Annotated in this window: 16 protein-coding genes; 11 read left to right on the top strand and 5 right to left on the bottom strand. The window is 65.4% G+C overall.

Going from position 1 to position 17351, the window contains the following annotated elements; translation table 11 throughout:
• Nucleotides 1–103 precede the first annotated feature (103 nt).
• A complete protein-coding gene (locus tag AC5RTS_RS09855) occupies nucleotides 104–1765 on the bottom strand; it encodes an HNH endonuclease signature motif containing protein (protein ID WP_493991886.1) in 1662 nt (553 codons plus the stop codon).
• Between the two features lie 119 nt (nucleotides 1766–1884).
• Complete coding sequence (gene rarD / locus AC5RTS_RS09860) at nucleotides 1885–2928, bottom strand: EamA family transporter RarD (protein ID WP_493991887.1); 1044 nt, start codon at nucleotides 2926–2928, stop codon at nucleotides 1885–1887.
• A gap of 180 nt (nucleotides 2929–3108) precedes the next feature.
• Between rarD and AC5RTS_RS09865 the strand changes: the two genes are divergently transcribed.
• Together AC5RTS_RS09865 and AC5RTS_RS09870 are read left to right on the top strand one after the other, a co-directional pair.
• Nucleotides 3109–4530 (top strand): FAD-dependent oxidoreductase, encoded by a 1422-nt coding sequence (locus tag AC5RTS_RS09865; RefSeq protein ID WP_493991888.1) that lies wholly within the window; start codon nucleotides 3109–3111, stop codon nucleotides 4528–4530.
• A 121-nt stretch (nucleotides 4531–4651) separates the two neighbouring features.
• The gene (locus AC5RTS_RS09870) at nucleotides 4652–6055 is read left to right on the top strand and encodes a GAF domain-containing protein (RefSeq protein ID WP_493991889.1); all 1404 of its coding nucleotides are present in this window, start codon (nucleotides 4652–4654) and stop codon (nucleotides 6053–6055) included.
• Between the two features lie 40 nt (nucleotides 6056–6095).
• Here the strand turns inward: AC5RTS_RS09870 and AC5RTS_RS09875 are convergent, their stop codons facing one another.
• On the bottom strand, nucleotides 6096–7766 hold the full coding sequence (locus tag AC5RTS_RS09875; protein ID WP_493991890.1) for a DHA2 family efflux MFS transporter permease subunit: 1671 nt from the start codon (nucleotides 7764–7766) through the stop codon (nucleotides 6096–6098).
• Between the two features lie 171 nt (nucleotides 7767–7937).
• Here AC5RTS_RS09875 and adh point away from each other — a divergent pair, with 171 nt between their 5' ends.
• The 7 genes from adh (at nucleotide 7938) to AC5RTS_RS09910 (ending at nucleotide 14112) form a co-directional block, all read left to right on the top strand.
• Nucleotides 7938–9461 carry an aldehyde dehydrogenase gene (gene adh / locus AC5RTS_RS09880; protein WP_493991891.1) on the top strand — a complete coding sequence of 508 codons (1524 nt, stop codon included), beginning with the start codon at nucleotides 7938–7940 and terminating at the stop codon, nucleotides 9459–9461.
• A gap of 58 nt (nucleotides 9462–9519) precedes the next feature.
• Nucleotides 9520–10539 (top strand): alcohol dehydrogenase AdhP, encoded by a 1020-nt coding sequence (adhP, locus tag AC5RTS_RS09885; RefSeq protein WP_493991892.1) that lies wholly within the window; start codon nucleotides 9520–9522, stop codon nucleotides 10537–10539.
• Nucleotides 10539–10952, top strand: coding sequence for a DUF779 domain-containing protein (locus AC5RTS_RS09890; RefSeq protein WP_493991893.1), 414 nt, complete (start codon nucleotides 10539–10541; stop codon nucleotides 10950–10952). Before adhP ends, AC5RTS_RS09890 begins: the two co-directional genes overlap by 1 nt.
• Nucleotides 10953–11049: 97 nt before the next feature.
• Complete coding sequence (locus AC5RTS_RS09895) at nucleotides 11050–11391, top strand: hypothetical protein (RefSeq protein ID WP_493991894.1); 342 nt, start codon at nucleotides 11050–11052, stop codon at nucleotides 11389–11391.
• Between the two features lie 322 nt (nucleotides 11392–11713).
• Complete coding sequence (locus AC5RTS_RS09900; RefSeq protein WP_227902387.1) at nucleotides 11714–12013, top strand: DUF4193 domain-containing protein; 300 nt, start codon at nucleotides 11714–11716, stop codon at nucleotides 12011–12013.
• A 121-nt stretch (nucleotides 12014–12134) separates the two neighbouring features.
• On the top strand, nucleotides 12135–12779 hold the full coding sequence (locus tag AC5RTS_RS09905) for a nucleotidyltransferase family protein (RefSeq protein WP_493991895.1): 645 nt from the start codon (nucleotides 12135–12137) through the stop codon (nucleotides 12777–12779).
• A gap of 142 nt (nucleotides 12780–12921) precedes the next feature.
• Nucleotides 12922–14112, top strand: coding sequence for a TerC family protein (locus tag AC5RTS_RS09910; RefSeq protein ID WP_493991896.1), 1191 nt, complete (start codon nucleotides 12922–12924; stop codon nucleotides 14110–14112).
• A 93-nt stretch (nucleotides 14113–14205) separates the two neighbouring features.
• Here the strand turns inward: AC5RTS_RS09910 and AC5RTS_RS09915 are convergent, their stop codons facing one another.
• On the bottom strand, nucleotides 14206–14847 hold the full coding sequence (locus AC5RTS_RS09915; protein WP_493991897.1) for a DUF2238 domain-containing protein: 642 nt from the start codon (nucleotides 14845–14847) through the stop codon (nucleotides 14206–14208).
• An 89-nt stretch (nucleotides 14848–14936) separates the two neighbouring features.
• Here AC5RTS_RS09915 and AC5RTS_RS09920 point away from each other — a divergent pair, with 89 nt between their 5' ends.
• Nucleotides 14937–15734, top strand: a complete 798-nt coding sequence (locus tag AC5RTS_RS09920) for a glycosyltransferase family A protein (RefSeq protein ID WP_493991898.1) — start codon at nucleotides 14937–14939, stop codon at nucleotides 15732–15734.
• Here AC5RTS_RS09920 and idi read toward each other — a convergent pair.
• Complete coding sequence (gene idi / locus AC5RTS_RS09925; RefSeq protein ID WP_493991899.1) at nucleotides 15725–16246, bottom strand: isopentenyl-diphosphate Delta-isomerase; 522 nt, start codon at nucleotides 16244–16246, stop codon at nucleotides 15725–15727. The two genes, AC5RTS_RS09920 and idi, sit on opposite strands and share 10 nt — an antisense overlap.
• A gap of 35 nt (nucleotides 16247–16281) precedes the next feature.
• On the opposite strand from idi, the gene AC5RTS_RS09930 reads away from it, so the two are divergent.
• Entirely contained in the window at nucleotides 16282–17349 is a 1068-nt protein-coding gene (locus AC5RTS_RS09930) for a polyprenyl synthetase family protein (protein ID WP_493991900.1), read from the top strand.
• The last annotated feature ends 2 nt before the right edge of the window (nucleotides 17350–17351 follow it).

Here is a 17351-nt window from a genome sequence, read left to right on the forward strand (position 1 = left end):
GGTCGTGGAAGGGCCCGTGGAAGGGGCTACAGAGGCGGCCATGGAAGGGCCCGTGGAAGGGGCCGTTTGGAAGGGGCCCTGGAAACGGAGGCCCTGCGGATTCCTACCCCGGGTGGAAGTAGGTGTTCCTCAGCAGCCGCCGCTCCGGATCCACATAGGCCGGAGGCCGGAACCACGGAATGCCGGACTGCATCGTTGCCTGCCAGTTTCCCTGATGAATCAGATGATGGTGGAACGAGCACAGCAGTGCTCCATTTCCTATCCCCGTCCCGCCTCCGTGTTCCCAGAAGGTGACATGATGTGCCTCCGTCCATGGCCCCGGAATGGTGCATCCAGGAAAGGTGCAGCCGCGGTCACGTGCGTGCAGCGCCTTACGAAGATGCGGTGGAAACAACCGCGCAGACCTTCCAAGCTCCAACACCTGTCCCGAGGTTCCCAGTACCGCCGGAAGCAGATCTGCATCGCAGGCGAGCCTGCGTACCTCCTCTACCGGTATCGGCCCGGAGAAGGCTGCGGTCCCGGGACTAGGAGAGTGTCCTGCGTACCTTGCCCGTGGGCCATCGGGAGGATTGGTGCCGTCCACGCTGTTCCCGGCGCTGGGCGTGTCTACGCGGGTTCGGCAAAGGGTGGCGATTCCTGCCAGCAAAACGTCGTGGCTGATGGTGACCATGACCTGCGGACGCAGACCGCCCGCGGCCGGCACCCCGCCCGAGGCGAGACCGGCCCGGACTGCCCCAAGCAGACCATTCAGAAGCTGCTGCGGCCGGGTTGGTTCCGGCAGCCGCCCGGAGGGGACGGGCAACAGGGGAGCGGGTGGATTGAGGCGCGGATTTGCCCCGCTGTTCATGGCCGTAGTGAGCGCCTCGTGCTGTTCGCCGGTGCAGTAAATATGCAGATGGTGAAGACCGTTCCTGCGGCGGCCAGGGAAGACGCCTTGGAACTGAGTGAGCTCCTTTTCGCTGGGAGGCGTTTCCTGGTCCAAAAGTGCGAGCCAGTGCTGTGCCGTACGGATCAGGAAATCATGGTCCTGTGCGGCACCCACAGCGGTCAGCTGCTTCTCCATGGTTGCGAGGGCATCAGCCTCCAGACGCGGCTCCGCCTGCTCCAGGGACTGGAGAATGAGCTCGGCCCCGGATACGGACAGCACCCCCTGGGAACACGTATCGGCCAGCAAGGGAAAGGACGGCGGGAGAGGCTGGCCGGTGATGCTGTTCCCCGGAAGGATGGCAGCGGCGAGGTTCAGCCGCCGTTTCGCTTCGCCCCGGGATATCCGCAGGCGGGCCCGCAGATAGTCTGCAGTACTCCGGAATTCCCGGAACTTACGGGATCGGCCTCGCAAGGGGAGACTTGGCCCGCCGCCGGCCGCAGACTCAACGGAGCCATCTTCCGTGTCTGCGTTCCTGGAGCCCGTGTCCCCGGGTCCCAGGGCGCCGGATCCCATGTTCCCGGATCCCAGGGCGCCGGAGCCGGACAAACCCACCGGCGTGCCCAGTGTCTCCGCGGGCCTGTGCCGGTCAATAGCGCCAGCCAGAAGCAGTTGCAGGTACCCGGTGACGCGGGACAGGTCTTCGACAAGGGACGCAGCTTCCGTCGCCTCGGCAAGACCCAAAAGATGCCATTCCCCGGATGCGGACTCAGCACAGCCGCGTGCCGCAGCGAGCAAGGCTGCTGCATCATGCACCGCGTCAGCAGTGGTCGGGGCCGCCGGAGCAGGAGCAGCGAAGGGGTTCACCTGCTCCGCCTGTGCCCAAAGCTCTGCCGTCATGAGAGCAGTCTGCCCGGCAGCAGCTCAAGCCGGAGAGGAGCCCGCTGAGTACGGGCATAACCCCGGCCCCTCCGCGACGAAAAATCCGATGTGGAGGGAAGGAGGAGCGGGGATACCGCCTAGAGTGCGGAAGCCGCGGCACGCAGCCGGCGGTTGCGCCGCGGTCCGCCAATCATGTCGACGGTCAGGATGACCAGGGCGAGCCACACCAGCCCGAAGCCCGCCCAGCGTTCGGGAGGCATGGCCTCCTTAAAAACGGCCAGGGCGATGATGAACTGCAGCGTGGGTGCCAGATACTGCAGCAGCCCTACCGTGGAGAGCGGAAGGCGGCGGGCCGCGGCACCGAAGAAGATCAGGGGTACGGCGGTGATGACGCCGGACGCGGCCAGCAACCAGAAATGTGCAGATCCGTTGTCGGTGAGGGTCGCTGCACCGGTAACGGAGAGCCAGATCATCACGCCGGCTGCAACCGGAGTCAGTACCGCGGTTTCAATGGTCAGGCTGGACACGGCATCCACGCGGGACCCGATACCCTTTTTCACCAGTCCGTAGAAACCGAAGCTGAACGCCAGCGCCAGGGCAATCCAAGGCATATTTCCGTAGGCCAGTGCTAGGACCAGGACAGCTATGAAACCCACACCCATGGCGGCCCACTGGAGCGGACGCAGCTTCTCCTTGAGAACCAGGACACCTAGCAGCACGGAGACGAGCGGATTGATGAAGTAACCCAGGGCCGCTTCCACGGCATGCCCGTTCAGGACAGCCCAGGAATAAGTCAGCCAGTTCACGGCGATCAGCACGGCGGCGCCGGCCAGGGTTCCTACGGTGCGGGGGTTGCGGCCGGCAGCGAGCATAGGCTTCCAGGCCCGCATGACCGTCAGGAGAATGGCGCAGAAGATCAGCGACCACACCACGCGGTTGGCCACTATCTCCACTGGTCCTGCCGGTTCCAGAACCATGAAGTACAGGGGCATCATGCCCCACAGGCCGTAGGCGCCTACACCGAACAGGATTCCGGGCAGGTTCTCGCGCCCAGTCGCCGGGCCACCCGCGGAACCGGCGGTTGCGGAACCGGAGCCGCCCGACCCGGACCCGGCAACAACAGAATTACCGGGATCGGCAGAACCCCGGCGGGCACCGGCATCGGGCTCGGCATTACGCACGCCGCGGAGGGCAGGGACAGGCTTTGAGAATGGCACGTGCTCATCAACACACAATCTCCGCCGCCTATTCCCGCATCCCTTCCCGGCACCGTTTAGACGGTGGGGAACCCGGCATTTAGAATAAATAACTGTGTGTTAATTGCGCACCTACGGATCTTTCGAAGAGAAGAAGGACTATCAGTGACTAACCCAGCCGCGGAGAGCGCCCAGCGTCCCTTGAGGGTCGCCATTATCGGTGCAGGCCCCGCAGGTGTTTACGCCGCCGACATCCTTACCAAGGCCGAGCGGGACTTCGAGGTCAGCATTGACCTCTTCGACCAGTACCCCGCCCCCTACGGCCTCATCCGCTACGGAGTGGCTCCGGACCATCCGCGGATCAAGGGCATCGTCAACGCCCTCCACAAGGTCCTGGACCGCGGTGATATCCGCTTCCTCGGCAACGTCAACTACGGCCGCGATCTGACGCTGACGGACTTCCGCCACTTCTACGACGCCATCATCTTCGCCACCGGTGCCATCAAGGACGCTCCACTGAACGTACCCGGCGTGGAACTGGAAGGGTCCTTCGGCGGTGCCGACTTCGTCTCCTGGTATGACGGACACCCGGACGTGCCGCGCGAATGGCCGCTGGACGCCAAGGAAGTAGCGGTGATCGGCAACGGAAACGTAGCCCTCGACGTCGCCCGCATCCTTTCCAAGCACGCGGATGACCTGCTCACCACCGAGATTCCGGCCAACGTCTACGAAGGCCTGAAGAAGTCTCCGGTGACGGACGTGCACATCTTCGGGCGCCGCGGACCGGCCCAGGTGAAGTTCACGCCGCTGGAACTGCGCGAACTTTCCCACTCCCGCGACGTAGACATTGTGCTTTACCCGGAGGACTTCGAGTTCGACGAGGGCTCCGACGAAGCGATCCGCACCAACAACCAAACCAAAACCATGGTCAACACACTGACCAACTGGCTGGTGGAAGAGCAGGACACCGGTGCCTCCCGCCGCCTGCACCTGCACTTCCTGCACAGCCCGGTGGAGATTTACGACGACGCCGAGCACCCGGGCAAGGTCGCCGGCATGAAGTTCGAACGCACCGAACTCGACGGCACCGGCAACGTGCGCGGCACCGGCGAGATCGTGGACTACCCGGTCCAGGCCGTCTACCGCGCCATCGGCTACTTCGGCTCCGAACTGCCCGAGGTCGGCTACGACGAGCGCCGCGGCGTGATCCCCAATGAGGGCGGCCGCGTCATCAACGAAGACGGCACCCCGGTACCGGGCATCTACACCACGGGCTGGATCAAGCGCGGTCCGGTGGGCCTGATCGGGCACACCAAGGGTGATGCCCTGGAGACCATCGGCTTCCTGCTGGAGGACAGGCTGAACCTGCCCGAGGCCTCGCACCCGGATCCGTCCTCCATCATCGACCTGCTGGAGGAACGCGGAGTTCCCTACACCACCTGGGAAGGGTGGCTGAAGCTGGACGCCTACGAGCGCAGCCTCGGCGCGTCCTACATCCACCCGGACCCGACCGCCGGAGAACTCGTGCGCGAGCGCGTGAAGGTAGTGGACCGTGAGGAAATGACCCGGATTTCCCGGGGAGAGTAAAGCGGCGGCTACTCTGGCCCCCGCCCGTCTGCGCATGGGAGCATGACACAAAAGAGTTGTGTTCCCTGACAGCGTCCGTCCGCGGACGGTGTCTGTTTATCAGCGTGGATAGGCGGGGGCCGTGCGCATTTCAGCGCGTGCAGAAAAACCGGGCAGGCAGGACACCCAACACTCAGGTGTCCTGCCGAGGACGCCCGCTGATGCCCTGCGGCACAACGCCATCCAAGCCCATGAATCGCTCGGCTCCGGAAACGGCTGGCTGGAGCGGCTGAGGCCCCCGGTCCGCGAGTCCTGGCAACGTTCCCTGCTGCACCTATCCGGGCCCGAGGTATCCGGTGCGGAGTTGGTTTTCGACGACGACGCCCTCCTCCGTTACCGTGCAGCCCACCCCCTCGCCGCCGTGATGCCGGTGATCCGCCGCCTGCTGGTGGAACCCGGCGAGGACTCCGGGCTTTTGGTAGCCGTTGGCGATGAACTGGGCCGGCTGATGTGGGTGGACGGCGACGCCGGCCTGCGCCGCCGGGCCGAGGGCATGCTGTTCGTTGCCGGAGCGGACTGGTCCGAAAGGACCGTGGGCACATCCGCTCCCGGAACGGCATTGGCCACCGCAGCGGACGTCCAGATCGCCGGGCCGGAACACTTCAGCCGTCTGGTCCACCCATGGAACTGCACCGCCGTGCCCGTCCGGGACCCGGACACCGGCGTAGTGCTCGGAGTCGTGGACATCACGGGCGGCCCGGATGCCGTGGCTCCGCATACGCTCGCCCTCGTCCGGGCGGCAGTAGCCGCCGCCGAGGCGCAACTCCAGGTGCAGCGGCTGCAATCCCGGCAGGACCCGGCCAGAAGAGCCGCCGGGACGGGTACCGCGACGAACCGCACCGCACCCGCCCCGCCTGCGGAAACCCGTGCTGTCTCCCTCTTTTCCGACACGTTGGAGGTACTGGGCCGGGATCACGCCGTCCTGCATACCGGCGGCAGCTCGATGGAACTGAGCTCCCGCCACGGCGGGCTGCTGACCGTGCTGGCGCTGCATCCGGAGGGGCTGACAGCGGGGGACCTGGCGGTGCTGGCGTACCCCGAAGGATGCCCGGCAGGCACAGTGCGTGCCGAAATGCTGCGCCTGCGCAACCTCATGGAGTCCTTACCAGCCTCCGGCGCGGACGCTCTGGTTCCGCTCTCGCGTCCGTACCGGCTGACCCGGCCCCTGGTCGTGGACGCGACGCAGGTACTGCGGTTCCTGGAACGGGGTGCCTACCGGGTTGCCCTGCGGATGTACCGGGGTCCGGTGCTTCCCCGCTCAGAATCACCGGCCGCCGTCGGGCTCCGCACCGAGGTCTCGGCAGTGCTGCGTGAAGCAATGCTCGCAGACGCGGGCGCGGACACCCTGCTCCAGTATCTGCAGCTGCCCGAGGCCGCGCACGACGTCGAGGCGTGGCAGCTCGCGCTGCGTCTGCTGCCGCCGCGTTCGCCCCGGCGGTCCGCCGTCGTGACCGCCCTCGAGCGGATTGAGCGGGACCTGGCCTGATCCCCCCGGCCGGTGGCGGCCCTGCCCGAAAATACGTCGCCTACGGCTTACGGCCCGGCTCCGCAGCGGTTCCGCCGGCAGCCGGAGGGGCGTCCGGGTGGCCGGAGCCGTCCTTTCTCCCGCCCTCCTGCGCAGCGGGAACAGGATGGATCCGCAGACTGGTGAGCAGCCCGATAACCAGTGCCCCGGCGGCAATCCAGCCGGCCAGAGACGCTCCATGGGTCATGGCCTCGCGGGCGGCATCGGCAATAAACGCAGTCGCCGGGTTCTCGGCGAGCGCACTGATTGTGCCGCCGGAGGAGGCATCAACGGACTCCACCGCCGGTGCCAGCTGGGGCGAGGCCGCCACCCCGTCCGCGGTGCCGTCCCGGGTGCCGTCGCGCAGGGTGGTGAAAAAGGCCGTGCCCAGGACAGCGATGCCCAGGGCGGAGCCGGTCTGCCGGGCGGTGCTTTGCGTGGCCGAGCCCTGCCCGCTGCGCTCCACCGGCACCTCGGCGAGGATGACGGAGGTCAGCTGGGCGGTGGCAAGGCCCACGCCCAGACCGTAGACAAACAGCAGCGGGGAGGTGAGCCACGCAGTGCTGTCCGGACGGAGCAGCAGCGCCAGCACGGCAATGCCCAGCACTTCCAGGCTTAGCCCGATGCGCACCACAATGATCGGGCTGTACCGCCGGGAGAGTCCTGCGACCGCGCCGGACGCCAGGAAGGAACCGGCCGCCAGCGGCAGCAGGGCAAGCCCGGCCTGGAAGGCGGTGTAGCCCAGGACGTTCTGGAACCACAGCGGCAGGGAGAGGATCAGCCCAAATTCGCCGAAACTGACAAACAGTGCCGTGAGGTTGCCGTTGGCGAAGGACCGGATGCGGAACAGGGACAGGTCAAGGATGACCCCCTGCCCGGCCAGTGTCCGCCGCCGCTGGACCAGCACAAAGGCCGTAAGGGACAGCGCTGCGAGCAGGAACACCCACGGGATGGGGGAGAGGGACGCCACCGTGAACGGGGCGTCCTCCGTGGGTGACCACCAGCCGTAGCTGCGGCCTTCGATCAGGCCGAACACCAGGGCACCGAAACCCAGGATCGAAAGCACGGCCCCGCCGACGTCGAGCCGCTGGTCACGGCCCACACTGGACTCGGAGGATTCCGCCACGAAAAGCAGCAATCCGGCGATGACGAGCACCCCGACCGGCAGGTTGATGCCGAAGGCCCACCGCCAGCTGGCATTTTCAATCAGCCAGCCGCCCAGCAGGGGCCCCACCGCCGCCATGCCGCCGATGGTCGAACCCCACACGGCGAAGGCGATACCGCGTTCCCGCCCCTGGAAGTTGGCGTTGAGCAGCGCCAGCGTGGTCGGCAGGATCATGGAACCGCCCAGGCCCTGCAGCGCCCGGCCGAAAATCAGCAGCCCGCCGGACCCGGCGAGCGCACACATCAGGCTCGCTCCGACGAAAATGACGACGCCGAGGAGCATGATCCGCCGCCGTCCCACCCGGTCCGCAATCCGCCCCCAGGTCAGCAGCAGGGCTGCGAACAACAGCGTGTAGATCTCCTGCACCCACTGGATCTGCGTGCTGGAAATACCCAGGTCACCCACCACGGAGGGAATGGCCACCGAAACAATCGTGGCGTCCATGATGATGGTGGCGACGCCAAGACTGATCGCCAGCAGCCCCCACCAGCGGTACTTCACGTAGCGGCTCTGCTCAGGTGTGCTCACGGACGTCCTTCCGCCGGGCCGCACGGCCTGCGGCTGAGGGCGGGCCGCCCGGATCCGGCTGTCCCGCGTGCCAATAGTAGGGCCTGTGTAATGCAACGTACATGCAACGTTGCCCTACCTACCCTCTGACTATCAGCACCGACACCGATGTCGAATACAGAAGGAGCGGAAATGAGTGTTTACGCCCAGCCCGGAACCGAGGGATCCAAGGTCAGCTTCAAGCCACGCTACGAGAACTGGATTGGCGGCGAATGGGTGGCCCCGGTCAAGGGCCAGTACTTCGAAAACATCACTCCCGTCACCGGACGTCCTTTCTGCGAGGTAGCCCGCGGAACCTCCGAAGACATTGACCTGGCACTGGACGCGGCGCATAAGGCCGCCGGCGCGTGGGGCAAAACATCGGTGGCCGAGCGTGCACTGATCCTGAACCGCATCGCGGACCGGATCGAGGAAAACCTCGAAATGCTCGCCGTGGCCGAAACCTGGGACAACGGCAAGCCGATCCGCGAGACCCTCGCGGCGGACCTTCCGCTGGCGGTGGACCACTTCCGCTACTTCGCCGGAGCCATCCGCGCCCAGGAAGGATCCCTGTCCCAGATCGATGACAACACCACGGCCTACCATTTCCATGAGCCGCTCGGCGTGGTGGGGCAGATCATCCCGTGGAACTTCCCCATCCTGATGGCCACCTGGAAGCTGGCGCCCGCGCTGGCGGCCGGCAACGCCGTCGTACTCAAGCCCGCCGAGCAGACACCGGCCTCCATTATGGTGCTGATGGAACTCATCGCGGACCTGCTGCCGGCGGGCGTGCTGAATGTGGTGAACGGCTTTGGTGTGGAGGCAGGCAAGCCCCTGGCCTCCTCCAACCGGATCCGGAAAATCGCGTTCACCGGCGAAACCACCACCGGCCGCCTGATCATGCAGTACGCCAGCCAGAACCTTATCCCGGTCACGCTGGAACTGGGCGGCAAGAGCCCGAACATCTTCTTCGCCGACGTTGCCCGGGAAAACGATGCCTTCTACGACAAAGCACTGGAGGGGTTCAACATGTTCGCCCTGAACCAGGGCGAAGTCTGCACCTGTCCTTCGCGGGCACTGGTCCAGGACTCGATGTACGACTCCTTTATGTCCGACGCCCTGGCCCGCACCGCCCAGATGGTGCAGGGCAACCCGCTGGACACCAACACCATGGTTGGCGCCCAGGCCTCCAACGACCAGCTGGAGAAGATCCTCTCCTACCTGGACATCGGCCGGCAGGAAGGAGCCAAGGTCCTCACCGGCGGAGAGCGCGCACATCTTGACGGCGACCTGTCCGAGGGCTTCTACGTGCAGCCCACGGTATTCGAAGGCAGCAACAGCATGCGCATCTTCCAGGAGGAGATTTTCGGACCGGTAGTCTCGGTGACGCGTTTCTCCGATTACGGTGAGGCCCTCGCCATTGCCAATGACTCGCTCTACGGGTTGGGTGCCGGCGTCTGGTCCCGTGACGGGAACACCGCGTACCGGGCGGGCAGGGACATCCAGGCCGGCCGGGTCTGGGTCAACAACTACCACGCCTACCCGGCCCACGCGGCGTTCGGCGGCTACAAGTCCTCCGGCATCGGGCGCGAAAACCACGCCATGATGCTGGACCACTACCAGCAGACGAAAAACCTGCTGGTCAGCTATGCGGAGAACAAGCAGGGCTTCTTCTAAGCACCGGGGAGTGCGCCTACGCTGGATTTCCCGTACCAACGATCGAAGTGAGGATCGAATGGCCAGCATGCAAGCAGCAGTTGTGAACCAGTTGGGTGAAGGGCTTTCCGTCGAGGACGTGGCGGTGCTGGAACCCGGGCCGGGGCAGGCACTCGTCAAGCTCGTGGCGAGCGGTGTCTGCCATACGGATCTGCACGCCGCGGACGGGGATTGGCCTGTCAAACCGACGCCACCCTTCATTCCCGGGCACGAAGGGGTGGGGGAAGTGGTCAAAGTCGGCGAAGGCGTCACGGATCTGAAACCCGGCGACATGGTCGGCAACGCCTGGCTCGCCTCCGCCTGCGGCGTCTGCGAATACTGCAGGACGGGGTGGGAGACGCTGTGCGAAGACCAGACGAACAGCGGCTATTCAGTGGACGGATCCTTCGGCCAGTACATGCTGGTGGATGCCCGGTTTGCCGCACGTATTCCGGAGGGTGCGGACCCGCAGGAAATTGCGCCCGTCCTCTGCGCCGGTGTCACGGTCTATAAGGGATTGAAAGTCAGCGAGGCGCGCCCCGGACAGTGGGTGGTCATCTCTGGGATCGGCGGTCTCGGCCACGTTGCAGTGCAGTATGCCAAAGCCATGGGGCTGCGCGTGGCCGCCGTCGATATCAGTGATGACAAGTTGGAGCTCGCGAAGAAGTACGGAGCGGAGGTGGTGGTAAATGCCAGCACCGAGGATCCGGCGGAAGCGATCCAGGAAAAGGTCGGCGGTGCGCACGCGGTCCTCGTGACTGCCGTTCATCCGGCTGCTTTCGGGCAGGCAATCGGCATGGCCCGCCGCGGCGGAACGATTGTTTTCGTCGGGCTGCCGCCGGGAGACTTCCCTGCCCCGATCTTCGACATCGTGCTCAAGGGGCTGACCATCCGCGGGTCCATTGTGGGCACGCGTCAGGACCTGGCCGAGGCGATTGATTTCTACGACCGGGGCCTGATCCATCCCAACATCAGTATCCGCAGCCTGGAGGAGATCAATACCGTGATGGACGAGTTGCGCGGCGGCCACGTCGACGGCCGGGTGGTGATCGGGTACTGATGGATGCTGCCCCTGACTCAGTGCTCAACGCCGGTGCGGCGCTGCCCGGGGAGGAATTCTCCCGGGTGGCGCTGAGCGCCGCGGCGCAGGAACTGCTGCGGAGCCTTCTCGAGCGCCACGGGCCCCTGATGTTCCATCAGTCCGGGGGCTGCTGCGACGGCTCGTCGCCCATGTGCTATCCGAAGGGTGACTTCCTGCCCGGGGACGCGGATGTCCTGCTGGGAGTGTTCAGCCTGGACGGGGAGGACCTGGAGTTCTGGATGTCCCGGGAACAGTTTGCCTACTGGAAACACACCCATCTCACCGTGGATGTTGTGCCCGGACGGGGAAGCGGGTTTTCCGTCGAGGCACCCGAAGGCAAACGCTTCCTCATTCGCTCCCGCCTGTTCGACCAAGATGCGAATCCGTCCTGAAATAGTAAGCTGGCTGTTGAACCTGCCGTTTTGGACGGTAGGGTGCATGTGGACGGAACTTATCGAGGCCCCGTGAGGGCAGGAGAAGAGGAAGACCATGGTAAAGAAGTTCGTATTTCTGGCCGGTATGGGCGTGGGCTACCTGGCAGGCTCCAAGGGTGGCCGCGAGAAACTGATGCAGCTTTGGAAGGACCCGAAGGTGCAGGACACGGTGTCCCATGGCACCGACTGGGCCAAGGAGAAGGCTCCGGGCCTGCAGGACAAGGTCACCGGTGCAGCCAAGGATGCTGCCTCCAAGGTCACCGGTTCATCTTCGGGATCCGGTTCTGCTTCCACAACGGCAGGGTCCGGCTCCTCCGCGGCGGGAAGCCCCGCCGGCGGCTACACCTCCGGGGGAGATCACAAGATGTCTCCCGCTGAGCCGCAGCCGGAGTCATAACCGGGCGGCACTGCGCCGTAAGGAAGTTGTTTTGAGAAGGAGCGGACGGGCCCGTCCGCTCCTTCTCTGTTCTCGGGGAAAGGAACACCGTCGCGGGGAAAGGAACACTGTCCCCGGAAGAGGAACACCGGACGGCGGAACCTGCACAGGTGCAGGCACGTTGGGATACCGGGGGGATTTTCGGGGCCGGATGCCGAACCTGAAGAAAAATGACTGTCGGAGTATCCGATGGGAATATCCTGCAGCGGAACAGCCGTTATGGTCGGCTAGTATCGAGTGCCCGGAAGAAGACAACTACGGATTTGGAGTGTGAGCCGAGAAGATGGCTACAGATTACGACGCACCGCGCAAGACTGAGGAAGAAGCCGGCACCGCCTCCATCGAGGAACTCCAGGCCCGGCGAAGCGATAAGCAGTCTGCCGTAGTTGACGTCGATGAAGCCGAAGCAGCCGAGGGATTCGAACTTCCCGGCGCCGACCTCTCCGGCGAGGAACTGCTTGTACGCGTAGTGCCGCCCCAGGAAGACGAGTTCACCTGCAACTCCTGCTTCCTCGTCCGCCACCGCTCGCAGTTGGCCGTGGAGAAAGACGGCGTCGCTTACTGCAAGGACTGCGAAGGCTGAACAGCCTGACCATATAGTGTGGCCGCCGCGCTGGAGCCTGCGCGGTGGCTGCAGCGTTTTAACAGGCGGGCATTGAGGCAGGGTGGTCCAGTCAGTGAGGGCAGCGGTGGAAGGGAAATCGATGAGTGAACCGGTGACGGCTGCCGTGGTGCTGGCTGCGGGGGCCGGCACCCGGCTGGGCCGGGGTCCGAAGGCACTGCTGCCCTTCCGCGGCCGACCCCTGGTGGAACACCAAATCAGCGTGTTGCTGGCCGGCGGGTGTAGGGACGTACTGGTGGTGCTGGGGGCTGAGAGCACCCGCATCCTGGACGAAGCCGACCTGACGGGTGCCGGAACGGTGCTGAATCCGGACTGGCAGCGCGGCATGGGCACCAGTTACCGGCAGGGGATCGCTGCCGCGGTTTCCCTGCGCCCCGCGGCGGTGCTCGTCGCGTTGGTTGACCAGCCCGGCCTGACTGCGGAAGCCGTCTCCCGGCTCCGCTCGGCCTGGGTGCCGGGACGGATTGCCGCCGCCGGATACCGGGACGCGGACGGACGGCTGCACCGGGGCCACCCCGTGCTTTTTGATGTATCGCTTGCAGCCCGGAGTCTCGGGCCGGGCGTCATGGGTGGGGAGGATCCCGCCGCTGCCGAGGCCGGGAACACGGACGCCGGTGCCCGGTCATTCCTGGCGGCACACCCCGAACTGGTGGATGTCCGGGACTGCTCCGACCTCGCGGACGGACGCGACGTGGACACGGAGGCGGATTTGGTCCTGTTAGACTGAAAACTTCGTAGGGGAGTATCCCAAAACGCCGATATCCGTCAACACGTGGAGCACCGACGCTCCGCCGGGTTCAGCGGCCAGCATCATTTGCTGGCGGGAGAGACCTATGCTCCTTTGGCGTACCCTACGAAAGCAGACGTTCATGACTGTTTCCCCCTTGGTCTGGGGAGTGACCATTGTTGTCATTCTGGGCCTTTTGGCCTTTGACTACTTCTTCCACATCCGCAAGGCGCATATCCCCACGCTGAAGGAAGCGGCCGTCTGGTCCGCCATCTACGTGGGCCTGGCCATCCTCTTCGGCGTTGTTGTGTGGCTCCTGGGCGGCACCCAGATGGGCACCGAATACTTCGCCGGCTACATCACCGAGAAAGCCCTGTCGGTAGACAACCTGTTTGTCTTCCTGATCATCATGGCGAGCTTCCGGGTGCCCCGTGAGGACCAGCAGAAGGTCCTGCTCTTCGGCATCGTCTTCGCACTGATTGCCCGCACCGGGTTTATCCTCCTCGGCGCCGCGCTGATCAACTCCTTCTCCTGGGTCTTCTACCTCTTCGGCCTGATCCTGCTGATCACGGCAGGCAACCTGCTCAAGCCCGAAAGCACCGAAGGCGACGACGAGGCGAATAACTTCATCATTCGCCTGGCCCGAAAGGTCTTCCACACGTCGGATAAGTACGACGGCGACAAGATGTTCACCATCGAGAACGGCAAGCGCGTTCTCACCCCCATGCTGCTCGTGATGGTGGCCATCGGCGGCACCGATATTCTCTTCGCCCTCGACTCCATTCCCGCCATCTTCGGGCTGACGCAGAACGTCTTTATTGTCTTCACCGCCACGGCCTTCTCCCTGATGGGCCTGCGCCAGCTGTACTTCCTGATTGACGGACTGCTGGACCGCCTCATCTACCTCAGCTACGGCCTCGCCACCATCCTGGCCTTCATCGGCGTCAAGCTTGTCCTGCACGCCCTGCATGAAAACACCCTGCCGTTCATCAACGGCGGCGAGCATGTCCCGGTCTTCGAAATCAGCACCGGCCTTTCGCTCTCCGTCATTGTGGGTGTCCTGGCCGTCACGGTAGTGGCTTCCCTGGTCAGCCCGGCTGGCAAGGCCATGGCCGCCGTGAACAACGCCCGCCGCCACGCCGACGCCTACCTGGACCTGAGCTACACCTCCGATCCGGAAGAGCGCGAGCGCGTCTACAAGGCTCTGTGCGATGAGGAGCGGGACATCATGAAGATGGACATCAAGTACCGCGACAAGGTCAAGGACATCGAAGAAATCCGTGAAACCGTGGCCCGTGCCCATAGCGAGCACGAGCGTTACCTCTCCCGTTAGGACAGCCGGGTACCGGACATAAGCGGTATCTGCACAAAATAAGGCATCCCGGGCAGCTGCCCGGGATGCCTTATTTTGTTTACCCTGCCGGGGTCAGCGGTCCGTGTTTTGCCGGTGATTGCTGCTCCGCGGCAGGGCGGTGTCGATCCGGGCACCCGAGCGCCGGACCGCAGTTCCCATGAAGATCCCGGCAACCAGGGCGCCCAGCCCTCCGGCCGCGAGATCAGCGAGTGTGTCCTCGTAGCCCACGTTGATACTCGAGTCCACGAAGGTGTGTCCCCACCATTCGCCGAACTCCCACAACACACTCATCCCCAAGCCGATGGCCAGGACCAGCACGGGCACCGCGAGGGTCAGGGCGCGGGACGGGCGGTGGGGCCGCCGAAGTGACGGGACCGCGCCGAACTGCACCAGCAGGAAGTAGGTCACCGCTGCAAGGACTCCCGTGGCGGCGCAGTGAATGACCAGGTCCCACCAGGAAATGCGGGCATACAGGTCTGCCACGCTGCTCCAGGCAGCCAGGAGCAGTACCAGCCCGTAGACGGCGTCGAAGCCCGGCAGCATGTCCAGCGCCCGGCCCACCAGCAGTCCGAGCAAAACCAGCAGGAACAGGGACGTTTCCACAGGGCCGAGCAGCACCAGCGCCGCGATGACGCTCAGCACGCCCAGCACCCGCACCGCGTCGGCGAGTAATTCCTTCCGGCTCGCCGGCGGCCGGAGCAGTGCATCGATCATCCTCATACGGTAGCCCGGGACGGCGGTCCGCAGGAGAGGCAGCGGAAAGCCCGGGGAGCCGGCAGCCTGCGCCACGCTAAACTCAGCGCATGCCTTCTTCGCGTTCCGCGGCGCTACCTGCGGTGTCCGTAGTCATTCCGTGCCGCGATGACGCGGCCCTGCTTGAGGCATGCCTGCAGTCCCTGGCGGAACAGAGCGTTCCCCCGGCGGAAATCGTGGTGGTGGACAATAACAGCACGGATGCCAGCGCGGAAATTGCCCGCCGTTACGGTGCACGGGTGGTGTTTGAGCCCGAGCCGGGGATCCCGGCCGCTGCCAGTGCGGGATACGACGCCGCCTCCGGGACTACCGGGGGGCATGGCACCGAAGCGGACCTCATCATTGCCCGCTGCGATGCGGATTGCGTCCTGCCGGCGGATTGGATTGCGCGCATAGCGGAAAACTTCGCTGCCGATCCTGACTTGGAGGTGCTCAGCGGTCCGGGAGTGTTCTACGGGATGCCGCCGTTGGCGGGCCGGCTTCTCGCGGGCCTGTATCTGGGCGCCTACTTCCTGGCCATGGGTTCAGCCCTGGCCCGGTGGCCCGTCTTCGGCTCGAACATGGCGCTGCGCGCGGGCACCTGGCAGGAGATCAGCAACGAGGTGCACCGGCATGATGCGCAGATGCACGACGACGTGTGCCTGAGCTTCCACCTCGGCCCGCGGCGGCGCTGCCGGCTGGACCGGGCTCTGGTGGTGGGGATGGCGCCGCGGGCAGTCCAGACCAGGGCCAGCGTCGCGTTGCGGTTCCGCCGGGCCTTCCATACCCTCGCCGGCCACTGGCCGCAGGAGTACCCCTGGCTCCGGTGGAGCCGGCGGTTTCGCCCGGCAGGTGCCGATCAGGGGTAGAGCAGCGGGAGCTGCAGAACCAGCCACGGGCTGAATGCCCAGGGCGTGAGCCGCACTGCGGGGACGAGCTGGGCTGGATCCGCCCATTCCCAGTCCATGACCTCATCCGCGGCGGGAACCGGGTCGGCCTCCGCCACCGCGGTATAGACCGGGCAGATCTCGTGTTCGACAATTCCCGAGGCATCCACTGCCCGGTAGCGGAAATCGGGCAGATGCAGGGTCAGATCCCGGATCTCCAACCCGAGTTCGCGCTGTGCGCGGCGGCGTACGGCGTCCTCGGTTGCCTCGCCGGGGCCGGGGTGTCCGCAGAAGGAGTTCGTCCAGACACCCGGCCAGGTCAGCTTGGACAGTGCCCGTCGGGTCACGAGCAGGCGGCCTTCAGGGTTGTAGACATGCGTCGAGAACGCCAGATGCAGCGGAGTATCGGTGGTATGCACGGTGGCTTTGTCGTGTGTACCCAGCGGGCTGCCGTCAATGTCAACCAGAACAACCTGCTCCGGGTGGCCTGTCATTTCTTCCCTTTGTCGCATACGTGTTTACTTTACCTATGGAGACGCACCCCCCGCTCGATTTATCTGCCGGCCAGGGCATGGTTGAGGATGTCCTCGACCGGTTCTTCGAACGGGCCAAAGCCCGGGCAGCGAAGCTCGGACCCAGCTACCTGTCCCTCTGGCAGACACTCGAGGATTCCACCGCCGGAGGCAAAAGGGTGCGTCCGCGGATCCTGCTCACGGCCTATCTGAATCTCGGGGGCACCGACACGGCCGCAGCGGCCGGTGTCGGCGCCGCTTTTGAGCTGCTGCACACGGCGCTGATTGTCCATGATGACGTCATTGACCTGGATTTCACCCGGCGCGGCCAGGAAAACGTTTCAGGTGTGTACCGAGACCTGGCTTCCTCGGCCGGAGCCGAAACCGGGGCAGCCCGGCACCGCGGACTCTCCGCCGGCGTCATCGCAGGCGACCTTGCGCTCACGGGAGCCTTCCGCCTGTTGGACCGCTCACCCGTGGCCCCGGAGGTACGGCTGCGACTCGCCGAAATCCTGGACGACGCCGTGTTTGCCTCTGCCGGCGGTGAACTGATCGACGTCGATTTTTCCTTCCATCCCGGCGCGCCGCCAATCGACGAGATTCTGCACATGGAACGGCTGAAGACAGCGGTCTACTCATTCGAAGCCCCGCTGCAGGCGGGCGCCGTCCTCGCCGGGGCGCCTGACGAGGTGGTCTCCACCCTGGGCCTCTACGGCCGGGACGTTGGCATCGCCTACCAGGTGGTTGATGACCTGCTGGGTGTTTTCGGTTCGGAAACCGCCACCGGCAAGTCCACGTTCTCGGACCTTCGCGAGGGCAAGCGCACAGTGCTGATTTCCTATGCGTCGGACAAACCCGAATGGGCCGAACTGTCGGAGCTGATCGGCAGTCCCTCGCTGACCGCGCGCGAGGCGGGCCGGGCACGGGACCTGCTGGTGTCCTCCGGGGCGCGGGACCACGCCCGGGAACTGGTGCGTGACTACGCCGACCGTGCCCGGCAGCGCCTGGACTGCCCTGCCGTAACGCCGGGCCTGCGGGCTGCCTTGTCCGCAGTGGTAGACGACGCCGTGAACAGGGGACGCTAGGA

The sequence above is a fragment of the Arthrobacter sp. MDT1-49-2 genome, from assembly GCF_059090185.1.

What these genes read in the sequence shown, in the direction of transcription:
- AC5RTS_RS09855 (WP_493991886.1), bottom strand. Translation starts at nt 1,765, where the DNA reads ATGACGGCAGAGCTTTGGGCACAGGCGGAGCAGGTGAACCCCTTCGCT.
- adh (WP_493991891.1), top strand. Translation starts at nt 7,938, where the DNA reads ATGAGTGTTTACGCCCAGCCCGGAACCGAGGGATCCAAGGTCAGCTTC.
- adhP (WP_493991892.1), top strand. Translation starts at nt 9,520, where the DNA reads ATGGCCAGCATGCAAGCAGCAGTTGTGAACCAGTTGGGTGAAGGGCTT.
- AC5RTS_RS09890 (WP_493991893.1), top strand. Translation starts at nt 10,539, where the DNA reads ATGGATGCTGCCCCTGACTCAGTGCTCAACGCCGGTGCGGCGCTGCCC.
- AC5RTS_RS09895 (WP_493991894.1), top strand. Translation starts at nt 11,050, where the DNA reads ATGGTAAAGAAGTTCGTATTTCTGGCCGGTATGGGCGTGGGCTACCTG.
- AC5RTS_RS09900 (WP_227902387.1), top strand. Translation starts at nt 11,714, where the DNA reads ATGGCTACAGATTACGACGCACCGCGCAAGACTGAGGAAGAAGCCGGC.
- AC5RTS_RS09905 (WP_493991895.1), top strand. Translation starts at nt 12,135, where the DNA reads ATGAGTGAACCGGTGACGGCTGCCGTGGTGCTGGCTGCGGGGGCCGGC.
- AC5RTS_RS09910 (WP_493991896.1), top strand. Translation starts at nt 12,922, where the DNA reads ATGACTGTTTCCCCCTTGGTCTGGGGAGTGACCATTGTTGTCATTCTG.
- AC5RTS_RS09915 (WP_493991897.1), bottom strand. Translation starts at nt 14,847, where the DNA reads ATGATCGATGCACTGCTCCGGCCGCCGGCGAGCCGGAAGGAATTACTC.
- AC5RTS_RS09920 (WP_493991898.1), top strand. Translation starts at nt 14,937, where the DNA reads ATGCCTTCTTCGCGTTCCGCGGCGCTACCTGCGGTGTCCGTAGTCATT.
- idi (WP_493991899.1), bottom strand. Translation starts at nt 16,246, where the DNA reads ATGACAGGCCACCCGGAGCAGGTTGTTCTGGTTGACATTGACGGCAGC.
- AC5RTS_RS09930 (WP_493991900.1), top strand. Translation starts at nt 16,282, where the DNA reads ATGGAGACGCACCCCCCGCTCGATTTATCTGCCGGCCAGGGCATGGTT.